The organism is Paraburkholderia sp. IW21, assembly GCF_041321145.1.
In the GTDB taxonomy this organism is placed as follows: domain Bacteria; phylum Pseudomonadota; class Gammaproteobacteria; order Burkholderiales; family Burkholderiaceae; genus Paraburkholderia.
This window is the reverse complement of the sequence record NZ_JBGGWA010000001.1, coordinates 746950-773572: the sequence shown is the minus strand read 5'-3', so window position 1 is coordinate 773572 and position 26623 is coordinate 746950. Positions and strand designations below refer to the sequence as shown.

Annotated in this window: 22 protein-coding genes; 7 read left to right on the top strand and 15 right to left on the bottom strand. The window is 63.8% G+C overall.

What is annotated here, in order from left to right:
* From ACAX43_RS03335 to ACAX43_RS03320, 4 genes are all read right to left on the bottom strand, one after another.
* Complete coding sequence (locus ACAX43_RS03335; protein ID WP_370706980.1) at positions 1-1437, bottom strand: MFS transporter; 1437 nt, start codon at positions 1435-1437, stop codon at positions 1-3.
* A gap of 47 nt (positions 1438-1484) precedes the next feature.
* Entirely contained in the window at positions 1485-2093 is a 609-nt protein-coding gene (locus ACAX43_RS03330; protein WP_370706979.1) for a CoxG family protein, read from the bottom strand.
* 97 nt (positions 2094-2190) lie between these two features.
* Positions 2191-3648 (bottom strand): UbiD family decarboxylase, encoded by a 1458-nt coding sequence (locus ACAX43_RS03325; protein WP_370706978.1) that lies wholly within the window; start codon positions 3646-3648, stop codon positions 2191-2193.
* 177 nt (positions 3649-3825) lie between these two features.
* Complete coding sequence (locus ACAX43_RS03320; protein ID WP_370706977.1) at positions 3826-4224, bottom strand: PaaI family thioesterase; 399 nt, start codon at positions 4222-4224, stop codon at positions 3826-3828.
* 438 nt (positions 4225-4662) lie between these two features.
* Here ACAX43_RS03320 and gcvA point away from each other — a divergent pair, with 438 nt between their 5' ends.
* Entirely contained in the window at positions 4663-5655 is a 993-nt protein-coding gene (gene gcvA / locus ACAX43_RS03315; RefSeq protein ID WP_370706976.1) for a transcriptional regulator GcvA, read from the top strand.
* A complete protein-coding gene (locus ACAX43_RS03310; protein WP_370706975.1) occupies positions 5631-7202 on the top strand; it encodes a class I adenylate-forming enzyme family protein in 1572 nt (523 codons plus the stop codon). Before gcvA ends, ACAX43_RS03310 begins: the two co-directional genes overlap by 25 nt.
* A gap of 48 nt (positions 7203-7250) precedes the next feature.
* Here ACAX43_RS03310 and ACAX43_RS03305 read toward each other — a convergent pair whose 3' ends face one another.
* The 6 genes from ACAX43_RS03305 to ACAX43_RS03280 all read right to left on the bottom strand — a co-directional run bounded on the left by ACAX43_RS03305 (position 7251) and on the right by ACAX43_RS03280 (position 13670).
* Positions 7251-7628: a RidA family protein gene (locus ACAX43_RS03305; protein WP_370706974.1), complete on the bottom strand. Its 378-nt coding sequence runs from the start codon at positions 7626-7628 to the stop codon at positions 7251-7253.
* Between the two features lie 3 nt (positions 7629-7631).
* Positions 7632-9008 (bottom strand): MFS transporter, encoded by a 1377-nt coding sequence (locus ACAX43_RS03300; protein WP_370706973.1) that lies wholly within the window; start codon positions 9006-9008, stop codon positions 7632-7634.
* 72 nt (positions 9009-9080) lie between these two features.
* A complete protein-coding gene (locus ACAX43_RS03295; RefSeq protein WP_370706972.1) occupies positions 9081-9569 on the bottom strand; it encodes a (2Fe-2S)-binding protein in 489 nt (162 codons plus the stop codon).
* 3 nt (positions 9570-9572) lie between these two features.
* Complete coding sequence (locus ACAX43_RS03290) at positions 9573-11879, bottom strand: xanthine dehydrogenase family protein molybdopterin-binding subunit (RefSeq protein WP_370706971.1); 2307 nt, start codon at positions 11877-11879, stop codon at positions 9573-9575.
* The gene (locus ACAX43_RS03285; protein WP_370706970.1) at positions 11876-12763 is read right to left on the bottom strand and encodes a xanthine dehydrogenase family protein subunit M; all 888 of its coding nucleotides are present in this window, start codon (positions 12761-12763) and stop codon (positions 11876-11878) included. The genes ACAX43_RS03290 and ACAX43_RS03285 overlap by 4 nt, the downstream gene beginning before the upstream one ends.
* 70 nt (positions 12764-12833) lie before the next feature.
* On the bottom strand, positions 12834-13670 hold the full coding sequence (locus tag ACAX43_RS03280) for an alpha/beta fold hydrolase (RefSeq protein ID WP_370706969.1): 837 nt from the start codon (positions 13668-13670) through the stop codon (positions 12834-12836).
* A gap of 643 nt (positions 13671-14313) precedes the next feature.
* On the opposite strand from ACAX43_RS03280, the gene ACAX43_RS03275 reads away from it, so the two are divergent.
* The 3 genes from ACAX43_RS03275 to ACAX43_RS03265 all read left to right on the top strand — a co-directional run bounded on the left by ACAX43_RS03275 (position 14314) and on the right by ACAX43_RS03265 (position 17077).
* Positions 14314-15105: an ABC transporter permease gene (locus ACAX43_RS03275; protein ID WP_370706968.1), complete on the top strand. Its 792-nt coding sequence runs from the start codon at positions 14314-14316 to the stop codon at positions 15103-15105.
* 76 nt (positions 15106-15181) lie between these two features.
* Positions 15182-16174: an ABC transporter substrate-binding protein gene (locus tag ACAX43_RS03270; RefSeq protein WP_370706967.1), complete on the top strand. Its 993-nt coding sequence runs from the start codon at positions 15182-15184 to the stop codon at positions 16172-16174.
* Positions 16175-16243: 69 nt separating this feature from the next.
* Positions 16244-17077 (top strand): ABC transporter ATP-binding protein, encoded by an 834-nt coding sequence (locus tag ACAX43_RS03265; RefSeq protein ID WP_370706966.1) that lies wholly within the window; start codon positions 16244-16246, stop codon positions 17075-17077.
* Positions 17078-17199: 122 nt separating this feature from the next.
* On the opposite strand, the gene ACAX43_RS03260 is transcribed toward ACAX43_RS03265, so the two are convergent.
* The 4 genes from ACAX43_RS03260 to ACAX43_RS03245 form a co-directional block, all read right to left on the bottom strand.
* Entirely contained in the window at positions 17200-17565 is a 366-nt protein-coding gene (locus tag ACAX43_RS03260; RefSeq protein WP_370706965.1) for a cytochrome c, read from the bottom strand.
* An 11-nt stretch (positions 17566-17576) separates the two neighbouring features.
* Positions 17577-19535, bottom strand: coding sequence for a thiamine pyrophosphate-binding protein (locus tag ACAX43_RS03255; RefSeq protein ID WP_370706964.1), 1959 nt, complete (start codon positions 19533-19535; stop codon positions 17577-17579).
* Between the two features lie 73 nt (positions 19536-19608).
* Complete coding sequence (locus ACAX43_RS03250) at positions 19609-20703, bottom strand: porin (protein WP_370706963.1); 1095 nt, start codon at positions 20701-20703, stop codon at positions 19609-19611.
* Between the two features lie 191 nt (positions 20704-20894).
* Positions 20895-22526, bottom strand: coding sequence for a UbiD family decarboxylase (locus ACAX43_RS03245; RefSeq protein WP_370706962.1), 1632 nt, complete (start codon positions 22524-22526; stop codon positions 20895-20897).
* Positions 22527-23070: 544 nt separating this feature from the next.
* On the opposite strand from ACAX43_RS03245, the gene ACAX43_RS03240 reads away from it, so the two are divergent.
* Positions 23071-23667, top strand: coding sequence for a UbiX family flavin prenyltransferase (locus ACAX43_RS03240; RefSeq protein ID WP_370706961.1), 597 nt, complete (start codon positions 23071-23073; stop codon positions 23665-23667).
* A gap of 154 nt (positions 23668-23821) precedes the next feature.
* Positions 23822-24556 (top strand): ABC transporter substrate-binding protein, encoded by a 735-nt coding sequence (locus ACAX43_RS03235; RefSeq protein ID WP_370706960.1) that lies wholly within the window; start codon positions 23822-23824, stop codon positions 24554-24556.
* Positions 24557-24714: 158 nt separating this feature from the next.
* Here ACAX43_RS03235 and ACAX43_RS03230 read toward each other — a convergent pair whose 3' ends face one another.
* The gene (locus ACAX43_RS03230; protein ID WP_370706959.1) at positions 24715-26532 is read right to left on the bottom strand and encodes a glycoside hydrolase family 15 protein; all 1818 of its coding nucleotides are present in this window, start codon (positions 26530-26532) and stop codon (positions 24715-24717) included.
* Between the last annotated feature and the right edge of the window lie 91 nt (positions 26533-26623).

Below are 26623 nucleotides of genomic sequence, written 5' to 3'. Positions count from 1 at the left end.
TCAAGGCGCGATTTCCTCGAGACTGCGTTCGCGCGTCTCGATCATTCGCGTTGCCGCGAGCCCACCCACCAAGGCCACTCCCGCGAACATCAGGAATACGGAAGCCGTGCTCACCTCGCGGACCAGCAGTCCCACCAGGGAGGGACCCACCGCCGATGCCAGCCGCAGCCACGAAGTAGCGAGGCCCGTGCTGGTTGCACGCATGCGGGTCGGATAGACCTCGGGGGTGTACAGGTAGAGCACTGCCGCGATGGAACCGATCAACCCGTAGCTGGCGGTGCCGAGTACCAGCACGCTCCACACGTTATGAGCGCCGGACAGGCTTAGGCCGGTCAGCATGACACAGCCCAGGCAAAACGCCGCAACGGTCCAGTTCCGGCGCCCCACCCGGTCGATGCAAAAAGCGCAGACGAGCAGCAGCGCGACCTGCGCGATGTTGGTCAGCGACGCGGCTCGCAACGCCGATTGCAACGGCAGGTGATAAACGGTGCGATAGAGTGTCGGCAGCCAGTTGTTCAGGCTGTTAGCGATGAAGAATGCGCTCGCCCACAATATCCACACAATCAGCGTGCGGCTGCGATAGAGCGGCGACAGGACCTCCCTCCAGCCCCGGCGCGCGGTCACCGCCGAGCTCAAGTTGCGGTCTCCGAGGTGCACACTGGGCGGGATGCGCCGCGCGGTGCTCGCTTCCATCTGACGCACGACTGCCTCGGCTTCGTCAAAACGCCCCTTGCCGATCAGCCAGCGCGGCGATTCGGGCAGGCGCATCACCAGCAGCGCCACCATCAGACCGGGAACCGCGCCGATCCAGAACATGATCTTCCAGCCGACCGCCGGCACGAGCCACGCGCCGAGTTGGCCGGTCGCCATCAATCCGACCGGGAAAATCATTTCGTAGAGCAGGAAGTACTTGCCGCGTCCATGCGCGTTCGACAGCTCGCTGATATAGGTGGCCGCCACCGGCATCTCGCCACCCACGCCGACGCCCTGGACGAAGCGGCATGCGAGCAGCGCGGAGAAGTTGCCGCAGAGTGCGCAGCCAAGGCTCATCACGGACATGATCGTAATGGCGATCGCGGCGCTCTTGATACGCCCGCGGCGCTCGGCGAGCCAGCCGAAGAACAGCGCGCCGATGAGTTGCCCGACATAGCTCGCGCCGATCAGGAAGCCGATCTGCAATGGCCGGATGTGCCACATGCCGATCAACACCGGCAGCACGAAGGCGAGCGACAACGCGTCGAAGCCATCGAGGAAAGTCGCGCTGCCTATGATCAGGCGCGCTTTCGTATGCCACCGGGAAAACGGCACGCTCTCGATCCTGCGAATCAACGCGGCCGCGGCGATAGCGTTGGCATGTGTTGCATGCTCGACTGTGCCGTCGCCCGGCGCGGCTGTGTTCTGGCCGGTCTGCACCGGCCACGCATTGCTTTCCTGCATCTGTTTTCTCCCCCGCAACTTATCCACGGCGCAACGCGGCCGCTCGATCAGGAATGCATACGAAACACTGTCACGATGGCTACGATCACCACGACAAGCCCCGCCGTCCACCACCATGAGCGCTTGGGGTTTTGCCCGCCGGCCTGCGGCTGGGGCGCTGGCGGCGTGTGCGGCGCCTGCTGGGCCGCAGGCGTCTGCATGGCTTCCGCCGTCTGCGGACCGGTCACGGCCGCGGTGAAACGACCGAAGAAATCTTCAGCCATCTTCTTCGCCACCCCGTCGATAAGGCGGGCCCCCACCTGCGCGAGGCGGCCGCCGACCTGCGCGTGCGCACGGTATGAAAGCCGCGTGCCCTCGCCTTCGGTCGTCAGGTCCACATGCGCTCCGCCCTTGCCGAAGCCGGCCGCGCCGCCCGAGCCTTCGAAGGTCAGCGAATATGATTCGGGTGCCTGAAGGTCCGTGAGCGTCATCTTGCCGTTGAAGCGCGCCTTGATCGGCCCGACCGATGCGGCCATCACCACTTTGTAATGATTGTCTTCGACCCGTTCGAACGATTCGCATCCGGGTACCGAAGCGCGCAGCACGTCGGGATCGTTCAACGCCGCCCAGACACGCTCACGCGGCAACGCCAGGATTTGTTCTCCAATCAGTTCCATACGGTTTTCCCCTTCTTTTCTTGATGCAGGCGTGGCGGCGCAATGGCTCGCGCATGCCGCGCAGGCCCGGTTTCATATCGGGCGTTTCTTCGTCGCACTACCCCAGGACGTGGCGCCATTTGCCGCGTACCTTCTCCTGCAATTCCTTGCTGGCTTCCGCCACCTCGGGAAACTCGCGGATGAAATCGTAGGGCCGGCAGGCATCGATGATCGCCTTCGAAGCGAACGGCGCCTTGTACGGATTCGCAATCGACATGGGATCGTTCTTCGACCCCATCCCGCGCTTGATGATGTCGATGTCGAGATCGGGGTCGGTGCGCGTGGCGACGGCCCACATCACTTCCTGCAGGTTCGACGGATCGATGTCCTCGTCCACCACGACCGAATAGCGCGACATGTAAGCGCCCACGCCGCATTGACTGAGAATGTGTCCCGCCTGGCGCGCGTGTCCTGCGTAACGCTGCCTGATCGACACGACGTTGAACATCCGCGCGCCGCCGATCTCGTGCGCCCACACGCCTTCCACGTCGGGCACGCCCGCGGCCTGCAACGCGTCCACCAGCAACGCGGAGCGCATCACGGCCTTCGAATACGAATAGTCGTTAGGCGGCTTGGCAGGCGGGCTGCCCATGATGATCGGCTGATTGCGGTAGTAGATGCGCTCGATCGTCACCACAGGCGCCGTTTCGGCCTTGCCCGGGTAGTAGCCGTGGAACTCGCCGAACGGGCCTTCGATGCGCTCGTCGCCCGGATGCGCCCAGCCTTCCAGCACGATCTCCGAGGCACTCGGAAACGGCAGGCCGGTCAACTGCCCGCGCACCACCGAGACCGGCTGCTTCAGGATCGCGCCGATGTAATTCAGCTCGCACATGCCGAACGGCACTTCGATGCCGGAGATGAGATAGCCGAGCGGATCGCAGCCGATCACGATCGCCACCGGAAACGGCTTGCCCGCCTTCATGTGCTTGTCGTACTGAATCGCACCATGCTTGCCCGGAATCATGTCGAGTCCGACGTGCGTCTTGTCGTGGATCATCATGCGATAGGTGCCGACGTTGACCCAGTCGGAATCGAGATCCTTCGTGACGACCATGCAGCCGGTGCCGATATAGCGGCCGCCGTCCTTTTCATGCCAGAGCGGCGAGGGGAACGAGAACAGGTCGACGTCGCTGCCCGACTGGATGTTCTCCAGCACCGGCCCGGTCTCGACCGTCACGGGATCGTACTCCGCGGCCTGCGACTGCCATTGTTTAGGCTTGCCGCGCAGCGTCTGCACCAGCTCCCGATGACTTTCCTGCGCACCGAGGCGCAGGATCGACGACAAGCGCGCGGGACTCGCGGTGCTGCACGTCAAGACACGAAAACCCTTGGGATAATCGGGGATCTCGTCGAATAGCAATGCGGGCGCATTTGCTCTCTTGACGTTCAGCTCGCTGATCGCGCCGAGTTCGAGATTCCAGTGCGCGCCCGGCACCTCCTTCAGTTCACCGAAAGCGCGTACTTCCTCGAGCCATGCGCGCAAATCGAGTGAGTGGGCAGGCAAAGTATTTGTCACGTTGCAGTCTCCTGGTTGGCATTGGCTTCACGCGGGAACCGGTTCGGATACGCCGTCCGCCCGTGGCCATGCATCGAATATCCAACATTGACGCAGCGTCCAGCCGTTCGCAAACGACCGTCTTGCATGCGTGGAATGAGTTTCTTTCATGCCGGCGCTCGCCTTTCGGGCGCCGTTTCAGGTTTTCGGGCGTGTGTACCTGAAGGTGCCTTGCGCGGTCGCGATCAGGACTCTGTCGTCGAGCCACGCCTCGCCGCGCGCAAAGAAAACGGTCTTTCCCTTGCGCTCCAGAAAGCCCTTGGCGATCACGCGATCGCCCAAACCCTTGTCGAGAAAATTGAGCGTCAGGGATAACGTGAGCCCGTGAACGGGGCGCTCCGGATCGGAGCTATACAGGCCGCAATAACCGCAGGCGGCATCGAGCAGGGTTGCGATCACGCCGCCCTGCAGCATCTGCTGGCGGTTGAGCAAGGCGGGCTGCACCGGCACCTGGAATTCCGCATAGCCTTCGCGCCACGCGGTGCGCGTGATCCCGAGGGTCTTAAGAAAGGGGTTGTCCGACACGTCGCTATCCAAGTTCATTCTCCACGGGAGCAGTGGCCATGTCGCGCCGGGGCCATGGCGGCCGGGCCGGCTCGTGCCGGAATCGGCGCCTCATACCAGCCTGCCTGCCCCTCCGCCGCCACACGTCGTATCATTCTTTCCGCGCCGGCATACGGCGACCGCGCATCTCGACCCGCGCTCTCGGGCCGCGAGCCGCCGCGTCGGCCGGGAAGAGCAAGAGGTGCGAAGCATGCCCGAGCGCCATACGCGCGCGCAAACTACGTTTTTTCATGTCCTGTATGAGAAAGTTTCATTTTCTTGGCGGCCTTTTACACCCGATCATACGGCTGCGCCTTCGCGCCGGCTGTCACTGTTCGTTTGCATGAAGCCGGTCCAACCACGCAGGGAGCACAAAAAAAGCGACTACAATCGATTTTTTGATGCCCCTGCCCTGCCTCGCCCGGACGCCGCATGAGACCGTACATTCCCTCCTTGCAGAGCCTGCTCGCTTTCGAGGCTGCGTCGCGACACCTCAGCTTCACGCGCGCGGCACAAGAGCTCGAACTGACTCAAACTGCTATCAGCCACCAGATCAAGACGCTCGAGGAACGGCTCGAAATCAAGCTGTTCGTGCGTCGGCGCAATGCGTTGGCCCTCACGCCCGCGGCCCGCGAATACCTGAATTCGGTCCACGAAGCGATCAATCTGCTGTCGATCGCCACGGCCCACGCGCGCAAGAAAAAGCCGAGCACGGTATTAACGGTGACGTGCCTGCCGACCTACGCGGTGAAGTGCCTCATTCCGCAGCTTCCTGCCTTCCAGCGCGCGCACCCCGAGATCACCGTGCATCTCGCCACGAGTTCGACCTTCGACGAGTTCGAACGCAATAGCTCCGACGTCTCCATTCGCTACGGCTCCGGGCGCTGGGCGTCCGTGCGGACAGATCGCCTGCACGGCGAGGAATTTTTCCCCGTATGCGCGCCTTCGGTGCTGCGCGAGGCCGGCGAGTTCAGCTCGGCGGCCGAGGGGCTCGCGCGCTTCCGGCAAATCCGTACGTACTTCTATTCGATGTTCCAGGACGACTGGCCCGCGTGGCTCGAAGCGGCCGGTCTGGAGCCGGTGCAGTTCGCCGGTGAAGCCGTCTTTCATCTGCAACTGACCTCGCTTGCCGCGGCGGTCGACGGCGTGGGTCTCGCGATCGGCCGCACGCCGCTCATCGACGCCGATCTCGCGAGCGGACGTCTGGTCCAGCCGTTCACGCTGCGGGTCCCGTCGAATTCCGCCTACTACGTGACCTCGCCGAACGACAAGGCAAAGCTCAAGAAAGTGGAAGCCTTCCGCGAATGGGCGCTCGCCAACCTGAGCGACAGCGCGGGCCTCGGCAGCGTCGCCGCGCCTCACATGCCGCCCCTGCCGGCCGCCGACCCCCACGCCAGTACATGCCTGACACCCGTCGAGCGATAGCCGATCCGGCTTACCGAACCATTGGTGCGTTGCTCGACGGCTATCGTCGCGCCGCGCCGCACAAAGCCGCCATCATCGATGTCGACCGCGATGCCACGATCAGCTTTGGCGAACTTGCCGCGGTGGTCGATTCCGTCGCCAGGCAACTGCTGCGACACGGCGCTCGCGCCGGCTCGCGCATCATGCTGGTGGGCAGCGAAGGGCCGGAAAAGCTGTTGCTCTGGCTGGCGGTCTGGCGCATTGGCGCCGTGGTGTGTCCGCTCGATATCGCGTTTGTCGGGGCGGTCGCGGCAAGCCACATCTTCGAGGCGATCGATCCGTCGCTGATCCTGTTGTCCACGCAAGCCGACGCAAACCTTGTTCCCGCCACGAACGCGCCGCTCGTGCGCGTCGGCGCGTGGCCCGCGAGCGGCGCAGAACCGCTGAACGACGCGATCCGCTTCGCAGCCGATGCCGACCGGACACCGCTTCCGGACACCGGTTCGAGCAGCGACGTGGCGTCGATGTGCTGCACGTCCGGCACCACCGGCATGCCGAAGGTCGTGGTCTACGACCACGCATGCTACTGGCTCAACGGACTCGACAGCATCGACCTGCTGGGCTTCGGCCCCGACGACCGGATGCTCGAATACCGTTCGTTCGACTGGTACTCCGCGCAGATCCTGAGCCTCGCGCCTTTCCTGCAAACAGGCTCCACGCTGTGCATTGCCCGGCGCTTCTCGCGCAGCCGCTTCGCCGAATGGGTCGCGCGGCATCGCATCACTGTCTGCGCGGGTGTTCCTACCGTGCTGAACATGCTGCTGGAAGGGCCGCTCGACGTGGACACGGCAGCCCTCGCCTCGTTGCGCGCCATGACATGCAGCACCGCGCCGCTCTCGACGCCGCAATGGGCCCGCTTCGAAGCGCGTTACGGCGTTCATGTGATCAACCTCTACGGGTCGTCCGAGGCGGGCTGGATGTGCGGCAACCGCGTGTATCGCCGCAAGTTCGGCACGATCGGTTATCCCGCCGCGCATATCGGTTTCGATATCGTCGATGCGGACGGCGAAAGTTGCGGGCCGGACGAAGCGGGCCAGGTGGTCGTGAGCGGTCCGAAGCTTGCGCTCGGGCTCATGCGCCGCGATGGCGGCATCGATCCTATTCGCGGCGCGCCGTTCTATTCACGCGACATCGCCGCGCGGGACACGGAGGGATTCGTGCGAATCTCCGGCCGCATGGACGACCTCATCATCCGTGGCGGCGTGAAGATCGTGCCGCAGGAGATCGAGGACGTCCTGCTCGTGCATCCGCAGGTGCAGGATGCAGCGGCGGTAGGCGTGCCCGACCCGATCTATGGTCAGGAGCCGGTGTGTTTCGTCGTGCCGCGCCCGGGCAGCAAGCTCGATGCTCGACAACTCCTCGCGCATTGCCGGCAGCACCTGGCGCGCGAAAAACTGCCCAAACAGTTTTTTATTGTCGACACCCTGCCCAGAAGCGCACGCGGCAAGTTCCTGCGCGACGTGCTGCGCCGCGACTGGTGGATCGCGGCGCATAGGCCGGAGAAGTGACGGTTCCGGAAGTTCGTGCCCCCGGTCCGCTTGCAAGGTCAGAAGAGACTAGCGCTCCGTGTAAGCGACCATCTGCAACTCGACCAGAAACCCATGATGCAGTTCGGGCACCGGCACGACAGCGCGAGCCGGCCGATGCTCGCCGAAGTGCGCCGCATAGATCCGATTGAACGGCACCCAGTTGTCGATGCCGACGATATACGCAACACATTGCACGACGTCGGTTGCCTTGCAGCCCGCCTCGGCCAGCACGCGCTCGCAATGCTGCAGCGTGGCAAGCACCTGGCGCTCGAAGTTGTCCGCGCCGTCGGTCGCGACGCCCGGGCCCGGCAGCATGCCGGACACGAACGTGAAGCCGCCCGCCTGCACCGCCTGTGAATAATGGCCACCGGGTGCCGGCACGTGCGGGGTGAAAATGAAGTTCATGGCTTAAGTACTCTCCGGCAAGGGTTTGCCCTGCGTTTCAGGCAGGAATGGCGCCAGCACGAGGCCGACGAGATAGATGAAACCAACGGTCACCGCGGCGTCGCCATAGCCGCCAAAGCGCGTGATCAAGGTACCGGCGAGGAGCGGGCCGCTCCAGGCAAGCAGGCGCGGCACGTTGAAACAGAAGGCGATCGCCGTGCCGCGGATGCGGGTGGGATAAAGCTCAGGCAGCCACGTAGGCATCCACGTGTACTGCCCGAGGCTGAAGAAGCCTGTCACGCACGCCACGGCCAGCAGCAGTACCGCGTTGTGCGTCCAGAGAAACAGCACCGGCGTAAGCACGAAGGCCATTGCGAAGAACAGCATGGTGACGCGCTTGCGCCCAAAGGCGTCGGCGAGAAAACCCAGGCCAATATAGCCGGCGATCGCGCCGATGTTGTAGGCAAGGCCCGCGAGGCTCGCCCACGTCGGCGCGCTCAGGCCCGAGTGGGCGGCCACCGAGCCGATGTAGGGCGGCACCCAGGTCGAGATGCCCCACCATCCCAATGTCGTGCTCAAGGACATCAGCACGGCAACGATCGTACGCCGGCGCAGCTCGGGCGCCGCGAACAGATCCACCAGCGTAAAGCGCGTGAGCGCCTGTTCATGAGCCTGCAATTCGACGCCCGCGCGCTTCGCGGCTTGCAGCTTGCGGCGATTCCGGTCCACCTGTTCCCATTGCTCCGATTCGGGAATCCCCCTTCGCATCCACAGCGTGGCGAGCCCGGGCAGCACGCCGACCAGGTACATGTAGCGCCACGCGTGCGCGCCCGCATGACTCATGAAGAGCCACGTCAGCGAAGCCACGAAGAAGCCCATGCCGAGCCCGCACTGCATCAGCCCCGCGCCTTTGCCCCGATGCCGGTCGGGCCATATCTCCGCCGTCATCGCCGTGCCTGTCGCCCATTCCGAGCCCATTGCCAGCCCGACCACGAAACGCAGCACGGCGAACGAAGCCCAGTTCCACGAGAACGCGCTCAGGCCCGTGGTCAGCGAATAAGCGAGGACCGCGAGCATCATCATCCGTTTGCGGCCGATGTAGTCGGCAAGCACACCGCCGATCAGGCCGCCCACGCCCCAGCCGAGCAGCGTCAGCGCGATCACCAGTCCGGCGTAGAACGGGATCTGCGCATGCATCGCGGGCGCGAGCAACTGCCCGAGCGCCACGCCGATGGTCAGGATTAGCGCATAGGTTTCGTAGCCGTCGAAGAACCAGCCGAGATTGGAAGCGAGCAGCGCGCTCCACTGCTGCCGGTTGATGGAGCGGTACCAGACCACGGGCGGGCCCGCCTCACGCGGCGTCGAGGCCGCCTCCACACGGCCGTCCAGGGGTGATTGCATCGACTGTCTCCGTCGTTATATTTTTCCGGCGGCCGGGACCGCCGCGAAGCGCCGCCAGGCGGCTGCGGCAGCTTACGCCACAGCCTCCCGGCGCATGCGGGCGGCCAGCTTGACCGCCTTGATGATCTCCGGATACGCCGCGCAACGGCACAGGTTGCCGGAGAGGTAATGGCGGATCTCGGCGTCGGTCGGATCCGGATTGCTGTCCAGCAGCTGACGGCTCATCAGGATGAATCCGGACGTGCAGAAACCGCACTGGAACGCGCCGCATTCGATGAACGCCTGCTGCACCGGGTCGAGCTTGCCGTCGGCATCGAGATGCTCGATCGTGACGACGTTGCCGCCGTCCGCCATCCCGGCGAGGTACAGGCAGCCGGATACGCTTTCGCCGTTCACCAGCACCGTGCAGCAACCGCACAGCCCCTGGCCGCAACTCTCGCGCGCGCCGTACAGCGCAAAGCGCCGGCGCAGCACCTCGAGGATGGTCTGATGCGGTTCGATTTCCGCCTCGACCGGCTCGCCATTCAGCACGAAGCTGATCTTCATGGAGGTGTCACTCATGTCTCATTCCTCGGGCATCGGCTCGTTTCTTGCCGCGCACAGCGCGCGGTAAACAGCTTCGGGGGTCAATGGCAACGACGTCAGCCGCACGCCGACGGCGTCCTCGATCGCCTCGGCGATCGCCGAGGCCACGCCGAACGTGGCGCTCTCGCCCACGCCCTTCGCGCCGAACGGGCCATTGTTCTGATATGAATCGACGGTTTCATGGCCGATTTCGTGCGGAATGTCGTGGATGCCCGGAATCTTGTATTCGGCAAACGAGGCATTGCGCAATTGCCCGACTTCGTCGAACTCCATACGCTCGAACATCGTGATGCCGAGCTGCATGATCGCCGCACCCGTTATCTGCGTCGCGACCACTTTCGGGTTGAGCGGCGTGCCGCAATCGACGACGTTCTCAAAGCGCATCAGCGTGAAATGCCCGGTTTCGGTGTCGACCTCGACCTCGACGCCGCAACCGCCCACCATCCAGTTCGGCGTGATATTGTCCGACTGCCCGGTCTCGTGATCCGGCGACTTGTAGCTCGGAATAAAGCTGCCGACGCCGACGATATTGCCCGCCGACATCCCGTACTTGCGGCGCAGCAAGTCGCCGGCGGCCAGCGGCGCGTCGGCGCCGAGGCCGAGCTCCGTGGCCAGCTCGCGCAGTTTCGTGCGCGCGTCCTCGGCGGCAAGACGCACCGCATGGCCCATGTGAAACGTCGAGCGCGAGCCGAGCGTCGCCATGTCGTAGGGCGTCACGTCGGTGTCGGGACGAATCACCTTGATCTTTTCGGCCGCGATGCCCAGCACTTCGCCGGCCACCAGCGCCATCGCCGTATCGGATGCCTGCCCCATGTCGACGGTGCTCGAATAGATCGTGCAACTGCCGTCGCCGGCAAGGCTCACCATGGCGACCGAGGTGGTGGGCGCGACCAGCGCCTTGAAGCCGATGCCGATGCCGCGGCCACGGCGCAGCGTGCCTGCGCCGCGCTCGAACGGCGCGCTCCAGTTCATGCGCTCGGCCACGCGCTCGAGCACGAGGTCGATGGCCGCATCGCGCATCGGCGTGCCGGTGGCGTGCGGGCGCCCTTCGCGCAGGATGTTCTTGCGGCGGAATTCGACCGGATCGAGCTTCAGCGCCCGCGCGATCATGTCGGCGTGACTCTCGTACGCCCACACCATCTGCGGAATGCCGAAGCCGCGAAACGCGCCCGCCGGCGGCAGGTTCGTGTACACCGCATAGGAATCGATCGACACGTTCTCGATGTCGTACGGGCCCGAGGCCGTGAAGCCGGACTTCTGGGTCACGCGCGGGCCGATGTCGGCATAGGCGCCGCCGTTCCACCATACGTCGCACTTGCGCGCGGTGATCCGGCCGTCGGCCGACACTGCCGTCTTCATGCGGAACGTGGTGGCATGCTTGGTGATGGTGAAGAACTGCTCCTCCATCGTCAGCGAGATCTTCACCGGACGGCGCGCGAGCAGCGCAAGCGCCGCCACCAGCGCTTCGAGCTTGATATACAGCTTCGCGCCGAAACCGCCGCCGAGCAGCGACGTCCTCACCCGCACGCGGTTCTCCGCCCAGCCGAGCAGGCGCGCGATCTCGATGCGCACGAACGACGGGCTCTGCGACGCCGTATGGATCGTGATCGCTTCATCGCCCGGTTCGGCGAGCGACACCATCGGCTCGAGCGGCGTATGCATCACCTGCTGTGTCCTGAACGTATGCTCGAACACATGCGCGGCCGACGCGAACGCGCTCTCCACGTCGCCGCGCCGCAACTGGAAATCGAGCGCCACGTTGGTGCCCTTCCTGCCGGCGAGATGCTTGAGGTCGGGGAAGGTCCCGGCCGGCTTCAGCGCGTCGTGGACCAGCACCTTGGAGCTGGCTGCCTCGACTTCATTGAACACGGCGGGCAATTCTTCGTACTCCACCATGATCAGGTGCGTGGCTTCCTCCGCAACGTCCGGATCATCCGCCAGCACGACCGCAACCGGTTCGCCGACGTGACGCACCTTGTCGATCGCCAGGATGGGCTGATCATGGAACGCCGGCCCGTAGTAGGGTTCGGGAATCACGCGGAGAATATCCTGCGCGGTGTAGACGGCGTGAACGCCGGGCAGCTCGCGCGCGGCGCTCACGTCGATGCTGACAATGCGCCCGTGCGCCACGGGGCTGCGCAGGATCTTGCCATGCAGCATGCGCGGCAGGACCAGGTTGTGGATGTATTCGGCGCGGCCCGTCACTTTCGCGCGCGCCTCAAGCCGATTCAGCGACCGGCCAACTTGCCCGGCCGGCGCCCCAGCCGAAGTTTCGGTTGTCGTCATGCGTGATGATCCCTTCTAGCGGACGCGTCGAGCGCGATACGCACCGCGCGTCCGAGATAAACCCTGAGTAGTTGCTTCTTGTAGCTGGCCGAGCCATGCGGATCGCCGACGATGTCGAGTTCCGCCGCGCCCGCTTCGCCCGCCCGACGCAGCGTCGCGTCGTCGGCGGACGCGCCGCGCAGGATCGCCTCGGCGCCGGTGAGGCGGGTGGGCTTGTCCGTCGCCGCGCCGACGATCACGCTGGCCGACTGGATCAGGCCGCTCCCGCGCTGCATGTCGAGCATCACCGCCACGCCAAGCGCGGGCCAGTCGTGCGCCGCGCGCGTGGTCACTTTCATGTAGGCTGCGGGGCGCCCTGCCTGCGGCGGCACGATCACGCGGGAGATCAGTTCGTTGCGCGCGAGCACGGTCGCGTAATAGCCGATGCACAGGTCCTCGACCGGGAACGTGCGCTCGCCGTCGGGACCGCTCACCGTGACGCGCGCGCCCAGCGCCGTGAGTACCGGCGGCAGATCCATGTGCGGATCCGCGTGGCCGAGATTGCCGCCGATGGTAGCCACATTGCGTACCCGCACATTCGACAGCGTGCGCAGCGTCCGGGCCAGAACCGGCCAGCCCTCGCGCACCAGCGGCGAATGCTCGAGCGTGGCGAGCCGCGTCATTCCGCCGATGTGCAACTCGCCATTGGCGCCGATACTCACCTGCGAATACGCAGGCTCGATCGCACGCAGGCTGACGAGCCGTGTCGGCCGCAGCACGCCTGCCTTCATCATCAGCATCACCGCCGTGCCGCCGCCTACCGGCCGGATATCCGGATCCTCGGCATCGAGCAGCCCGATCGCCTGATGCAGCGAACGGGGCGTGGCAAGTTCAAACGGTGCCATCGAGTGCACTCCTTGTTGGCTTGAGCGCCGCGCGACAAGCGGCGGCGCAGGGTTTCGCCGGCGTCAGGCGTCAGGCGCGCGCCGATCGGTCCAGCAGGTCGAGCAGTTCGCCCGCGACCACATCGGGCGTTTCGAGCGGCGTCAGGTGACGCGCTGCGGGGATCACCGTCAGCGTCGATCCGGCGATACCGTCGTGCAGCGCCTGGGCCATGGCGGGCGGTGCCGCATAGTCCTCCTCGCCGACGATCACGCAGGTCGGCACGCGCACGCCGGCAAGCAATGCGCGTCCGTCGAAGGCGCCGAGCATCCGCCCGGTAGCGGCGAACGCGGGCACTTCGTTGCGCAGGAACGTATCGACGCAGCGCTGCAGGACGTCGGTCCGCGCCGCGCGGAAGGCGTCGCTGAACCAGCGCGTCGACTGGAATCCGACCAGCGGCGCCAGCCCTTCCTTCTCGGCCTTCTCCACGCGTACGTTCCAGTCGTGCGGCGCGGTTTCGCCATACCATGCAGTCGTGTCGATCAACCCGAGCGCGCGCGTGGTTTCCGGATAGCTCGCCGCGAACTGCAGCGCGACGCATCCGCCCATCGACGCGCCAGCAACCAGCACGTGGTCGAAAGCCAGCGAGGCCGTGACGTCACGCACGTCCTGCGCGAATTGCGCGACCGTATACGGCCCCGCCGGTTTGTCCGACGCGCCGTGTCCGCGGCAATCGATTGCAAGGACCGCCGCGTGCGGCGCCAGTTGCTCGATGACCGGCTGCCAGAAGCCCCGGTCCATGGCGAGCGAGTGGAGCAGCACGACGCGCGCGGCGCTGTCCTGAGCGCCATGGAGGCTATAGCCGATGCGTGTGCCGTCGCGCACTACCACATGTGTCGAGACGATATCGCTGCCAGATTCGTTTTTCATCGCGTTCCGCCAAAATCCCTAAAAACGCGAGCCCTTGCTCGCCCAGGGTGATATTGCAAGGCTGTCCGAAACCCGGCAAACGACGATCGTTCATGCATCGAATGAAAAACTTTCATCGGCCGGTGCCCATACGGGCCGCGTTCCCGCGAATGAATTTCTCTCATGACGCGCATGAAGAAATGCCGTTTGCGGCCTGCCCGGTCCCGCTGCAATCTTGCCGGCAAAGGTGTACCGCACCCCGGGTTCGCCGCGCATCGGAAGCAGGCATCGATGCGCGGCGAACCCGGAGGCTGCGGCAAACGAAACGAGAAGCACCTGCTGGCTCGTGCATGCGCACTTGCTGAAGGAGACAACCTTGCCGATGCACTTCCAGGCGTTGTGCCGCCTCACGCCTGACCCACACGCAGGTCGGGAGCAGGTGAGCACGTGCCGCCGCGCCACGACGCGCCGTCATGGCCGCGCGCCCCGCGACCCGGGGCGTGCCGTCGCCACGCGTTAGCCCGTTGTCAGCTTCGTTGTTGGCCCGTCTCCGACCAAAGCGTGCCAACGCCCTTTGCCGGCGAGCGGCACGAGTCGCGCATGGCGCGACCGGACGCCTCGCGCGCAGCCTCTTTCAACAGCACTCCCTGGAAGATCGAATATCGTGAGCACCCTCAAGAAAACCCTCAACTCACAGTGGCTACGGCCCGTCCTGCTGATCGTGATCCTGCTGGTGGCGTGGGACCTGGTCATCCGCATTTTCAAAATCCCGCCCTATCTGGTCCCGACGCCGGTGGCGATCTTCGAGGAGATCGGCAGGCAATGGCCGATGCTGCTGCAGGAATCGGCACCCACCCTCTACGCCACGCTCGGCGGCTTCGCGCTGTCGGTACTGATCGGCGTGCCGATCGCGATGCTGGTCGCCTACTCGCCGCTGATCGAAAGCTATCTGTATCCGCTGGTGGTGTTCTCGCAGAGTATCCCGAAGGTGGCGATCGCGCCGCTGTTCGTGGTGTGGTTCGGGTTCGGCCTGTTTCCGCGGATCCTGGTGGCGTTCCTGCTCGGCTTCTTTCCGGTGGTCGTCTCGACGGTCCTGGGCTTCAAGTCGGTCGAAAAAGATCTGATCGACCTGGCGCGCTCGATGGGCAGTTCGCCCTTGAAGCTGTTCTTCAAGATCAGCTTGCCGCATGCGCTGCCGTCGATCTTTTCGGCCATGAAGGTCTCGATCACGCTGGCCGTGGTCGGTGCGGTGGTCGGCGAATTCGTCGGCGCCGGTTCAGGACTGGGCTATGTACTGCAGCGGGCCAACGGCAACTTCGACCAGCCGCTGATCTTCTCGGCACTCGTGGTGCTGTCGGTGATCGGGGCACTGCTGTTCGTCGTCATCGACATGCTCGAACGCTTCGCGATTCCCTGGCACTCCTCGCAACGCTCCCGTCATCAGGCGCGCGCCTGAACGGCCCGGGGCCACTGCCGGTCTTTCACTTCCGGCTTTTTCATTCTCATCACGCAAAAATTACGCAGGAGACAGCATGACGCAGCGATTGCTCCCCCGGATTCTCGGCACCGCGCTTGCATTGACCGCACTGTGTTGCGGCAGCCAGGCCATGGCGAAAGACTCGATGTCCATGTTGCTGAACTACACCGTCAACGGTGCGGTAGCGCCGTTTTACCTCGGTAAGGCGCGAGGCTATTACGATGCCGAAGGCATCGACCTGAAACTGGTGGAAGGCCACGGCTCCGGGCCGACCGTGCAGGCCGTCGCGACCCATAACGCCGACATCGGCTATGCCGACTTCAGTACGATGGTGAAGGTCGCGGCCATGGGCGCGCCGGTCAAGGCGATCGGTGTTGTGCTGCAGGAAAATCCGACCTCGGTGGTCGGCCTCGCGGAAAAGAACATCAAAACGCCGCAGGACATCAAGGGCAAAACCGTCGCGGTGGCGCCTGGCGATGCATCGTCGCAGTTGTGGACCATGTTCATGAACAAGGTCGGCTTGAAGAATTCGGACTTCAAGACGATTACCGGTAACCCGCGGACCACGATCAATGCGGTCATCACCGGGCAAGCCGACCTGCTGGTGGGCTTCGCGACGCTTCCGCTGATCTCCGTTGAAATCGCGACGAAGAAGCCGGCTCGCGCAATCCTGTTCGCCGACTACAAGGTCAACGTGGCGACGCTCAGCATCATTGCCCGGAACGACACGATCAAGAACAACCCCGATCTGCTCAAGCGCTTCATGCGCGCGACCGCGAAGTCGATCACGGAGAGCGAGAAGGATCCCGCCGCCGCGGTCGATGCACTGCTGAAGATCGTGCCGGGCGCCGGCTCGCGCGACACCATGATCCGCGTGCTGAAGGCGACGATCCCGTTCTACCGCACGCCGGAAACGGAGAAGGATCCCATTTTCCATGTCAGCGCAAAAAACATGGCCGACTCGGTCAGCGCGATCGTGCAATACAGCGACCTGGACAAGTCGGCCAACAATCCGGCGCTGTACTACACGGGCGCATTCGTACCTTGAGCGGCGCGAACGCCCCGTCGATCTCTAAAGACTATTCCTCTGATTCCGACATCGAGTCCGACCTCCGACATGACAACCGCTCTTAAATTCCCCCAAGCCGCGACTCATTCGGCCTCGCGCGCCCAGGCGCCGGCGCTGATCGAGCTACGCGAGGTCACCAAGCACTACTCGAGCCGCGAAGGCAAGATGCAGGCGCTGCAGCCGCTCAGCTTCAATATCCGCGAAGAAGAATTCGTCTCGATCGTCGGGCCGTCGGGTTGCGGCAAGAGCACGCTGCTCAAACTGGTGGCCGGCCTCGAACCGATCTCGTCCGGCACCATGACGCTTTCAGGCAGCCGCATTGCCGGCCCGCAGAAGAACGTGGGCATCGTGTTCCAGAGCGCCGTGCTGCTGGCATGGCGCAACGTGCTCGACAACATCCTGCTGCAAGCCGAAATGCGCGGCATGCCGATGGCGACCGCGCGCAAGCATGCGCTGCATCTGATCGAAATGGCGGGGCTGAAAGGCTTCGAAAAGAAGTTTCCGTGGCAGTTGTCGGGCGGCATGCAGCAACGCGTATCGATCTGCCGCGCGCTGTTGCATGAACCGGCTGTGCTGCTGATGGACGAACCGTTTGGCGCGCTGGACGCGATGACCCGCGAAAGCATGAACCTCGAATTGCAGCGGATCTGGCTGGAGTCGAAGAAGACCGTCCTGCTGATCACGCACAGCATTTCAGAAGCGGTGTTCCTGTCCGACCGGGTGATCGTGATGTCGGAGCGGCCCGGTTCGATTGCCGCCATCTACGACATCGACCTGCCGCGGCCACGCCCTCTGGAAGTGATGGCAACGCCCGATTTCCTGCACTACACGAAGACGATACGCGCCCACTTCAATGCGCAGGGCTCACTCGACGCGCATTGAGTCCGCGGATCGGGGCCGCGAGTGCCTCGAACGCCTGCTTGCGCGGCTGCTTAAGCAGCGGCGCGCGTTCCGATATTTCCTCAAAGCCCGGCGGCCGGATAACCGGCCGCCGGGTTCCGGCTTTACTTTCCCGTCTTCGGCAACAGCTTGATGCTATCTGCCGCCGGCGGCTTCGGCAGCGACGCCAGATAAGCATGGATGTCGCTCAGGTCCGCGTCGCTCAGGATCTTTTCCGAGAACGGCGGCATGGCGCCGGAGGGCGCCCGCACATAATTGGCGAGCGCCGGATAGGGCAGCAGGTCGACCGCGATCGCCGGCCCCACTCCGCCCTGTCCAACCGTACCGTGGCACAGGTAGCAGCCATCTTTCAGAAAATGCTCGTGGCCGCGCTGAATGGCGTCGGACGTTTGCGCAAGCGCCGGCGTCAGCAGGGCGCACGAGGCGGCAAGCGTGAGCGCCAGCGAAACAGTTCTCTTCAAAACGTTCATGGCGGGTTCCCCTAACGCGGTTGCGTGACGACATCGACCAGCGCCGGATGACCGCTCTTGACGACCGCCAGCGCGCGGTCGATTGCCGGACCTAGCGCGGCGGGGTCCGTGACCGGCCCTTCCGCCCACACGCCCATGCCCTTCGCGACGGTAGCGAAATCGACGTATGGCTTCTCGATCAGCGTGCCCAAGCGCCACGTCTCCGGGTTGCGATCGCGCCGTGTCGCCATCCGCTGGATGTGCATGGTTTCCTGATGCCATGCGCGGTTGTTATGCATGATCGTCAAGAGCGGAATCTGGTGATGCGCCAAGGTCCATAACACCGAAGGCACCATCAGCAGATCGCCGTCCGGCTGAATGTTGACGGCGAGACGGCCGGTACTTTTACACGCGAGCGCCGCACCAGCCGCGGCCGGAAGGCCATACCCGATGCCGTAGCCTCCCGAGCCGCCCATGAACTGCTCGTACTCGGTGAAATCCCAGAGCCGTTGCGGCCAATAGCTTTCAAATTGCGGCTGGGAAACCAGCGACCACTTCTCGTTGCGGATCCGTGCCCAGATCTCCTGGCACAGCCGCGCGGTGCTGATGGGAGCAGCGTCCCAGCCCACGGCGGCGGCGTTCCGCGCCGTCTCGCGCATCCGCAGGTGCGCCGCCTGCATGGCGTGCTTGCGCGCGTCGAAGCCGCTTGGCTGCCCCACGCGGCGAATCGCTTCGATCAAGGGGGGCACCGTGGCCTGCGCGTCACCGCCGATCGGCAGGTCAGCGGCGAGATAGCGCTGCACGTCGCCATAGCTCGACTTGGAATACATGTAGGCGTCGCTGATGCTGATCACCTTGGCGTCCGGCTTGATCAGCCGTTTCGCCGGGCGCCCGGGCGTATCGGACACCGTGTTCGTGAGGCCCCACAGGTCGCCCACTTCGAGCGCGAGGATGACGTCCGCCTCGTCGATCAGGGTCCTGCGCCGCGCCGTGTGATTCAGGTAATGCGCGGTCGGGAAATTCATCCGGCCGTAGAGATCGATGACCGGTGCGTTCAACGACTCGGCGAGCTGCGTGAGCTGTATCACGCCTTCCTGCGAATGCACGGCACGGTCGACCACGATGACGGGATTCTGCGCGGCCACCAGCCATTTGGCCGCCTGCGCCAGCGCGGCCGCATCCCCAACCGGGGGTGCTACATCGACCAGTTTGGGGATGCGCAGCGGTTGCGCCGTTTCGATCGGGTTCTCCTGCAATTCGCCATCGGTGACGATCAGCACCGGCTCGCGTGGCGCCGTCGTCGCCACCATCCGGGCGCGCATGAAGCTTTCCGCATAGTGCTGCAGCGAGGCGGGCGCATCGTCCCATTTGACGAAGTCGCGCACGATCGAGCCTTCATCGACAGCGGTGTGGATCCAGTCGACGCCCGGCAAGCGCCTCGCCGCATCCGCCGTGTTGCCCGCCATCACGATCACCGGCACGCGGTCGCACCAGGCGTTGTAGATCGCCATCGACGCGTGCTGCAGCCCGACCACGCCATGCACCATGCTGGCCATTGGCTTGCCCGTCATCTTGGCGTAGCCGTGCGCCATCCCTACCGCCGCTTCCTCATGGCAGCAGACGATTATTTCCGGCGCCTTGTTACCGCCATAGTTGACGATCGATTCCTGCAGGCCGCGCAGTGCGGACGAGGTCATCATCGATACATACTCGATGCCCGCGCTGCGCATCACATCGACGATGAAGTCCGAACCGGGATTCCGTACGTGCCCTTTCGGAACTTCATCGGCAGGCGTACTCATGGTTTCAGCGGCAATCGTTCTCGACGACGGTTCCATCGGCGCGGCGGCCGTGGGTTTGCCCTCGCCCGGCGCGCCGCTGACGGTAGCGGCGTTAGCGACGCCCGCTACGCCGGCCGCACCCGCGACCAATGCGCCTTTGAGGAAACCGCGCCGGCCGGTGCCGCCAGTTTGCTTTTTTTTTATCTCCACTGCTTTCACCTTTTGTATCAAAGCGAATCGGATCAGGCCAGCGCCGCGGATAGGCGGCGCCGGGTCTTGAGGTCTAGAACCAGTGGTTGATACCGACGGATACGCCAGTCTGGCTGGCATGGGTGGACGGGTTCAGCACCTTGTTGGTGACCAGACCGCCCTTGAACTTCGTATAGTCGACATCCGCGTACAGATTGGTTCGCTTCGAGAGGTCGTAAGTCACACCGAGAATGGCGACGTCCTTCCTGCCGCTGATCCCCGCCGTACTGTTTTTATTGTCGTAATAGGCAGCGGTGACCTGGACGAACGGATCGACCTGATAACGCAAACCGCCCCACAGGTATTGATTTTTGATCGAACCGCCGGCGGCCGTCGTCGTGTTCTGCATGTTGGTCGCCCAACCTGCAAGCCCGGTCACCGGCCCCAGCGTATAAGCCCCGCCAGCGGTGTATTGGTCGTCACCGTAGTAAGGGCCGGTGCCCGCAATCAGCTGATTGGCCTTGTGCGTGTAACCGAAACCGAATTTCAATGTCGACGTGTGATAGTTGAAACCGACGGCACGGGTCGACCCGCTGTTGACGCTGCCGGCAACGCCGCCTAGCGCATACTCCGCGCGGAAAATCATCGGACCGAAAGCGCCCGTGTAATAGATATCGTTGTCGTCCCGGCCGGTGTACCCGTCCGTCACCGCCGTCGCTTCCGTGATGCTCAGATATTTGAAATCGAACGGTTCAAAGTCCTTGATCACGTAATGCTGCAGCGTGAATTGATGACCCACGTCGATCCGGCCAAATGCGCCTTTCAGGCCGACCGTGGAGCGCCGCTGGAATTCGATGCCGTTGGCGTTGTTGTTGGCCCCCGTGGAAAGCACGAAACCGGCTTCCAGGTTGAAGACCACCTTCAGGCCGCCACCCAGGTCTTCAACGCCTTCCAAACCCCATCGATTCGAGTTGTACACCCCGTTCGACGCCATCGTCAGCGCGGCACCGCCTTCCTTGGTGCCGTTCACCACATTCCGCAAGCCGCCGTCCAGTGAACCGTACAGCGTCACGGCACTTTGCGCATGCGCCACACCTGCGCAAAAACCGAGCGCCGCCAGCACGGACACCTTGCCTATCGGGAACTTGCGGACCGTTGCCGGAAAATCTCCATTAACCTTCTTCTTCACGTCTCCTCCGTTTTACTTCATTTTTTCAATCGGAATCGATTTTTTGTACGGATTACTAATCTTCAAATCGACAACAAAAAAACTGTCAAGCCCGGGTTTGAACTGATTTCCGTAGATCACCTCCTGCACTGCGAACATCGCATCCTTGAATAGGCTTACCCGGCCGAAGCCGGGTAATCCCTGATCGAGTGTTACTTGTCCTTGAAGAACCAGTCCGAATCCTTGTTGATCCACTCCGGACCTACGCGCTGCTCAAGCTGTTCGTCACCCGTGATGAAGTACTCGCTCCTGACCGCACGTTGCGCCATCGCCTCGTTGCGCTCATCCCAGTCGCCCATCGAAACACCGAACCACGGCCACTCGGGGCGCAGCGTCGGCAGACCAAGTTCCTCCCAGATCGCCTTCGCGTTCTCCATGTACTCCCGGGTCGGCAGCGACAGCGGCGGCAGCTTTTCCTTGCGCGTCGCGTTCATCAGAATCACGCCGTCGACGGCGTCGTCGCCACGCTCGGCGCCGGAAGTGCGCGGGCCGTGGCCGGTATCGCGTCCGTGCAGGATCTGCACGTCCTTGATCGCGTTCATCCGGTAGCTCATGGACCAGAAGATCGCGTCGCTGTTTTCCGGATTGATGTCATTGCTTACGGCCACCACCAGCTTGCCGACCGCCGGCTGCAGCGAAGCCGCACCCATCAGCGCACGCCAGATTTCGGTTTCGGTCGCCTTTTCGTTGAAGACGACGATCACGAGCTTGCGCAGATTCGTCAGCGGCTCATGCATCACCACCTTCTCGACGCTTGAAATACGCAGCGTGTTCCTGAGATGGTCGAGGAACAGCGGTTCGAACGCGACCTTCTTGACCAGACTGCTTTCGCTCGGCGTGACCTGGCTGATGATCGACACCAGATGCGCGTTCTTGCGGCGCGTGATGGCCGTCACGTTCATGTACGGGTTGAATTCCTGCAGGTTGACGTGGCCGTGGGATTCGCCAAACGGGCCTTCCGGCTCCAGCGAATCGGTCGGCACGAAACCTTCGATCACGATTTCCGCGTCGGCGGGCACCATCAGATCGACCGTCTTGCACTTCACGACACGCAGCGGTTCGCCCAGGATCGCACCCGCCACGCCGAGTTCGTCGACGTCGATCGGCAGCTTCTGCACCGAGCAGAACGACACGGCGGGATGGCCGCCGATCACCAGCGCCGCCGGCATCGGCTTGCCCATGGCCTTGTACTTGAGCCAATGTTGGTAGATACCCTGGCCCATTTCGATCGACGGATTGCACCCCACGCGGCGCGATCCCTTGATCTGCCCGCGATAGGTGCCCATGTTCTGCACGCCGCTTTCCGGGTCGACCGAAATGTACTGCGAGCAGGTGGTGTACGGCGCGTTGTCGAAGCCGGGCGTAGAGATCGGGATCGGCAAGTGCTCGAGGCCCTGGCCGTCCACGTCCAGTTCATCGCCAATGAACGTGACTTCCTGGCAGGCCGCGTCCTCGACCACCACCGGCGCGATCGGGTTCAGCCGCGCCTTCTGCCACTTCTTGCCGATCTCGTCGACCGCCACCCCCATGCCGATCGAGTAGACCTCGCGATTGATCGACAACGCGCCCACCACCACGGGCAGCTCGTACTTGCGTCCCTTGCTGTCGACCACGTTATGGAACACGAACGCCTTGCGATCGGACTCGGGAATACCGCCGCGCAATTGCCAACGCACCAGCGGGTGCAGTTCCGTGTCCTTGTTGATCTCGCGATGAACGTGTACGACATAGCCTTTTTCGTCCAAGGCCTGAAGGTGCGTCTGGAAAGAAGGATTGGTTTTCATGGTTGCCCGGTTTAAGAATCGACGTATTGCCTGACGAGCCGATCAGCTTCGCCGTCGGCATGGGTGTTCGGCGGCCGTTGCCAGCGCCCGCGCGGTGAGCCACGAGACCCGCGCGTTGAGCGCCGCGGGTGCCGCCTGCCCGGGGTCCGCACGCCGCCAACGGTGCGTTCGCGCGAACCAGGGATTGAGAATCACGATTGCAACAAGGGAATGCGAGGCGCGGGCGCCACAAACGGAACGCCGGTGGGAGTTTTCACAGTCTCCGTCCTATGGATTTCGATGACGCCTGCATCAGCTAGCGTGCTTTTCACCGGAGACTGACGGAGGAAGCAATGCATCGCAAACGGTGTTTTTTCATACGCGCCATGAACGAATTTCATCAGGCACGCCGCGCGAGGGAACGGCGCAGCTTTACCCGACGCCGATGAAATCGGTTCATGCACGGCATGAGCAAATATCGTTTGTAGCCCGAACCGGGACCGTTGCACCCTTGCGCTCACATCCCCGCTAAAAGGAGGGGAAGGTGCTTTTTTCCGGACATGCGATGACAAATGAAAACAGGCCGCGCCGGCTCGTAGTGGGTATCAGTGGCGCATCGGGCGTGGTGTATGGCGTGAGGCTCCTCGAACTGCTGCGCGAGCTGAAGATCGAAAGCCATCTCGTGATGAGCCGGTCGGCACAGGTCACATTGGCCCACGAAACCGATCTGCGCATCGGCGACGTGCAGGCGTTGGCCGACGTGGTGTATCCGAATGCCGATATCGGCGCGGCGATTTCAAGCGGGTCGTTTCGGGTCGATGGGATGATCGTCGCGCCCTGCTCAATGAAGACGCTTTCGGAGATCGCAACCGGGTGCACGGGTTCGCTGCTCTCGCGCGCGGCCGACGTGATGCTCAAGGAACGCAGGCGGCTCGTGCTGATGGTGCGTGAAACGCCGCTCCACCTCGGACACCTGCGCAGCATGACGGCCGTCACGGAGACCGGCGCGATCATTTACCCGCCCGTACCCGCGTTTTACGCGCGGCCCGAAAGTCTTGAAGCGATGATCGACCATACGCTCGGACGCGTGCTGGATCTGTTCGATATCGACGCGCGCACGGTAGCGCGCTGGAACGGGGTGCGCGCCGGCGCGGAGCGCTAGCCTTTCCCTCGCCGTGCGCTCCCGGTCCGCCTGCTGGCCTTCGCGCCGTGCCCACGGTAAGCTTCGGACGAAGTCCTTCCCGATGCCGCGCGCCGTGGCGCCCGGCCAGCATCCTTAAAGTCCCTCCTTCCGAACTCTTACCGCACCTACCGACATGAGCCTCGATCCTTCCGTCGTCACGGCCTTCACCCCCACGGGCACGCTGCGCGCGTCGATCAACCTGGGCAATCCGATCCTCGCCAACAAGGATGCGCAAACCGGTCAACCCTTCGGCGTTTCAGTCGATCTGGCGCGCGAATTCGCCAAGCGACTGGGCGTGGATATCGAATTGGTCGTGTTCGACGCCGCCGGGAAGTCCGTCGAGGCCGTTACCGAAGAGCGCGCCGACATCGGCTTTTTTGCCGTCGATCGGCTTCGGGGTGCCGGCATCACGTTCACCGCGCCTTATGTCCTGATCGAGGGTTTCTATCTGGTGCGAAACGAATCCCAGGTTCGGAATAACGCGGACGTCGATCATGAGATCAATCGCGTAGCCGTCGGCAAAGGGAGCGCCTACGACCTGTTTCTCACACGCGAACTCAAGCACGCGCGGATCGTTCGCGCCCCGACCTCGCCGACGGTGGTTCGGACATTCATGGAGCAGGGACTGGAAATCGCCGCAGGCGTCAAACAGCAACTGGAAGCGGACTGCCTGGTGACGCCGGGCCTTCGCTTGCTGGATGAATGCTTCATGGTGATCCAGCAAGCCATGGGAATGCCGAGGAGCCGTGGCGAGACGGCAGGGAACTACCTGCGCGGCTTCGTGGAGGAAATGAAGGCCTCCGGGTTCGTGGCCGAGTCCCTGACCCGGCACGGCATCCTGGGCGCGTCGGTGGCGCCTGCGGCATGAACGTCGACGCTGGCCGTGCCGGCGGCGATATCTTTTTCTTGTAATGTCCTGAGGTCCGAAGACTGCGGTGGCGTGGAGGACGGCGTCCTGCTTGCAATGCGGGGCGATCTGCTTCTGCCGCCGCAGGGGAGTGGGGTTTGCGGCCCCATCTTCCAGACCTAATCATCTCCATTTGCGTTAGTGATATTGCCGCTCGCGCCTGCTCGAGCGTGACCGCGTGTGAGCGTCAGGCCTGTGTTCACCAATGCAATATGGGAAAACGCTTGCGGAAAGTTGCCGACGAGTCGACGCGAACGGACATCATATTCTTCGGATAGCAAACCGACGTCGTTCCTCAGGCTGAGCAAGCGTTCAAAGAGCGCTCGGGCCTCGTCCCGCCTGCCTTGCAGGAACAGATTGTCGGCGAGCCAGAAGCTGCAGGCGAGAAAGGCGCCCTCGCCTTCGCCGAGTCCGTCGTCGGCGTGCTCCGTACGATAGCGGAAAACAAGGCCGTCGGTCATCAGATGCTGTTCAATCGCGGCCACTGTGCCCTGCATGCGGGGATCGTGCGGCGATATGAAGCCCACGAGCGGCAGCAGCAACAAACTCGCATCGAGTTCGCTGCCGCCATACATCTGCGTAAACGAGTTGAGATCGGTCTTGAAGGCGTGGCGGCAAATGTCGGCGTGAATCCGGTCGCGCAACTGTTCCCACTCGCGTACCGGCGCATCCTGACGAAATTGCGCCGCCGACTTGATGGCGCGGTCCACCGCGACCCACGCCATCACTTTCGAAACCGTATAGTGCTGCGGTTTGCCGCGGCTCTCCCAGATGCCCTGATCGGGTTGCTGCCAAACCTCCGCGAGGTGCTCCACGAGTTCGCCCTCGAGCGTCCAGGCGGCGCCGTCGGGGCCGAGACCGGCTTGACGCGACAGGTACAGCGCATTCATCACTTCACCGAAGACATCGAGCTGCAACTGGCCGACAGCGCCATTGCCGAACCGGACAGGTTTCGCCCCTTGGTAACCATCGAGCCACGGACACTCCCACTCGTTCACATGCCTTGCTCCGTCGATGGTGTAAAGAATCTGCAATTGCGACGGCGCGCCGGCGACCGACCGCACCAGCCAGTCGCGCCAGCGCCGCGCCTCATCGGGATAGCCGCCTCGCAGCAGCGCAAGCAATGTCAGGCTCGCGTCGCGCAGCCAGCAAAAACGGTAATCCCAGTTGCGCGAACCACCCAGATGTTCCGGCAACGAGGCGGTCGGCGCCGCGACAATCCCGCCGCCCGGTTCATAGATCAGCGCCTTGAGGGTGATGAGCGAGCGGTTGAGCGCGTCTTCGTAGGGGCCTTGGGTGTCCGCCTGGGCTGACCATGTTTCCCAGAATGCTGTCGTGATCGACAACTGACGCTGTGCGTCGTTGCATACGGGCGCCGTGTCGCGGGTATCGCTGTAGTTCAGAACGAACGACACGCACTCGCCCGCGGCCACCCCAAAGCGACCCATGACGCTGCCGGCTTCGTCGCGCAACGCTGCGGAAGTGTGCAGCGTCAGCGTGTTCGATCCGCACATGATCGAGAGGCCGGTTCCGTCGTCGAGCCGGCGGATCGCGGGAATCGCGCGCCCATAATCGAAGCGCGCCGCCAACTGCATGTCGAACTCGACGCTTCCGGATTCCCCGAAGACCATGCGAATCAGTTGCGGGCATTCAGCGCGCATTGGCATGAAGTCGACCAGGGTGGCGATGCCGGTGGCCGTGCTGAAACGGGTTTCGAGAATCAGCGTGGAACCGCGATAGCGGCGCGTGACGTCCGTGGGCTCCTGCACGGGCGCGATCTGCCAGCGGCCATTGTCAGCATGGCCCAGCAGCGCGGCAAAGCAGGTGTCCGAATCAAAACGCGGCCAGCACATCCAGTCGATAGAGCCGTTGCGCGCTACCAGTGCTGCGGCGTGACCGTCGCCGAGCAGTGCATAGTCCTCGATGTTCGATGCCATAGATGTGACCCGCTTGATGGTGTGTGAACGGCGGAGCACGGTCGCGCGCGCTGCGGCGCGCCCACCAGGTCCGGCGGCATAAGGAAGACAC

Excerpts from the sequence above, each read along its gene's own strand:
- ACAX43_RS03335 (WP_370706980.1), bottom strand. The coding sequence starts at position 1,437 with ATGCAGGAAAGCAATGCGTGGCCGGTGCAGACCGGCCAGAACACAGCC.
- ACAX43_RS03330 (WP_370706979.1), bottom strand. The coding sequence starts at position 2,093 with ATGGAACTGATTGGAGAACAAATCCTGGCGTTGCCGCGTGAGCGTGTC.
- gcvA (WP_370706976.1), top strand. The coding sequence starts at position 4,663 with ATGAGACCGTACATTCCCTCCTTGCAGAGCCTGCTCGCTTTCGAGGCT.
- ACAX43_RS03310 (WP_370706975.1), top strand. The coding sequence starts at position 5,631 with ATGCCTGACACCCGTCGAGCGATAGCCGATCCGGCTTACCGAACCATT.
- ACAX43_RS03305 (WP_370706974.1), bottom strand. The coding sequence starts at position 7,628 with ATGAACTTCATTTTCACCCCGCACGTGCCGGCACCCGGTGGCCATTAT.
- ACAX43_RS03300 (WP_370706973.1), bottom strand. The coding sequence starts at position 9,008 with ATGCAATCACCCCTGGACGGCCGTGTGGAGGCGGCCTCGACGCCGCGT.
- ACAX43_RS03295 (WP_370706972.1), bottom strand. The coding sequence starts at position 9,569 with ATGAGTGACACCTCCATGAAGATCAGCTTCGTGCTGAATGGCGAGCCG.
- ACAX43_RS03290 (WP_370706971.1), bottom strand. The coding sequence starts at position 11,879 with ATGACGACAACCGAAACTTCGGCTGGGGCGCCGGCCGGGCAAGTTGGC.
- ACAX43_RS03285 (WP_370706970.1), bottom strand. The coding sequence starts at position 12,763 with ATGGCACCGTTTGAACTTGCCACGCCCCGTTCGCTGCATCAGGCGATC.
- ACAX43_RS03280 (WP_370706969.1), bottom strand. The coding sequence starts at position 13,670 with ATGAAAAACGAATCTGGCAGCGATATCGTCTCGACACATGTGGTAGTG.
- ACAX43_RS03270 (WP_370706967.1), top strand. The coding sequence starts at position 15,182 with ATGACGCAGCGATTGCTCCCCCGGATTCTCGGCACCGCGCTTGCATTG.
- ACAX43_RS03265 (WP_370706966.1), top strand. The coding sequence starts at position 16,244 with ATGACAACCGCTCTTAAATTCCCCCAAGCCGCGACTCATTCGGCCTCG.
- ACAX43_RS03260 (WP_370706965.1), bottom strand. The coding sequence starts at position 17,565 with ATGAACGTTTTGAAGAGAACTGTTTCGCTGGCGCTCACGCTTGCCGCC.
- ACAX43_RS03245 (WP_370706962.1), bottom strand. The coding sequence starts at position 22,526 with ATGAAAACCAATCCTTCTTTCCAGACGCACCTTCAGGCCTTGGACGAA.
- ACAX43_RS03240 (WP_370706961.1), top strand. The coding sequence starts at position 23,071 with ATGACAAATGAAAACAGGCCGCGCCGGCTCGTAGTGGGTATCAGTGGC.
- ACAX43_RS03235 (WP_370706960.1), top strand. The coding sequence starts at position 23,822 with ATGAGCCTCGATCCTTCCGTCGTCACGGCCTTCACCCCCACGGGCACG.
- ACAX43_RS03230 (WP_370706959.1), bottom strand. The coding sequence starts at position 26,532 with ATGGCATCGAACATCGAGGACTATGCACTGCTCGGCGACGGTCACGCC.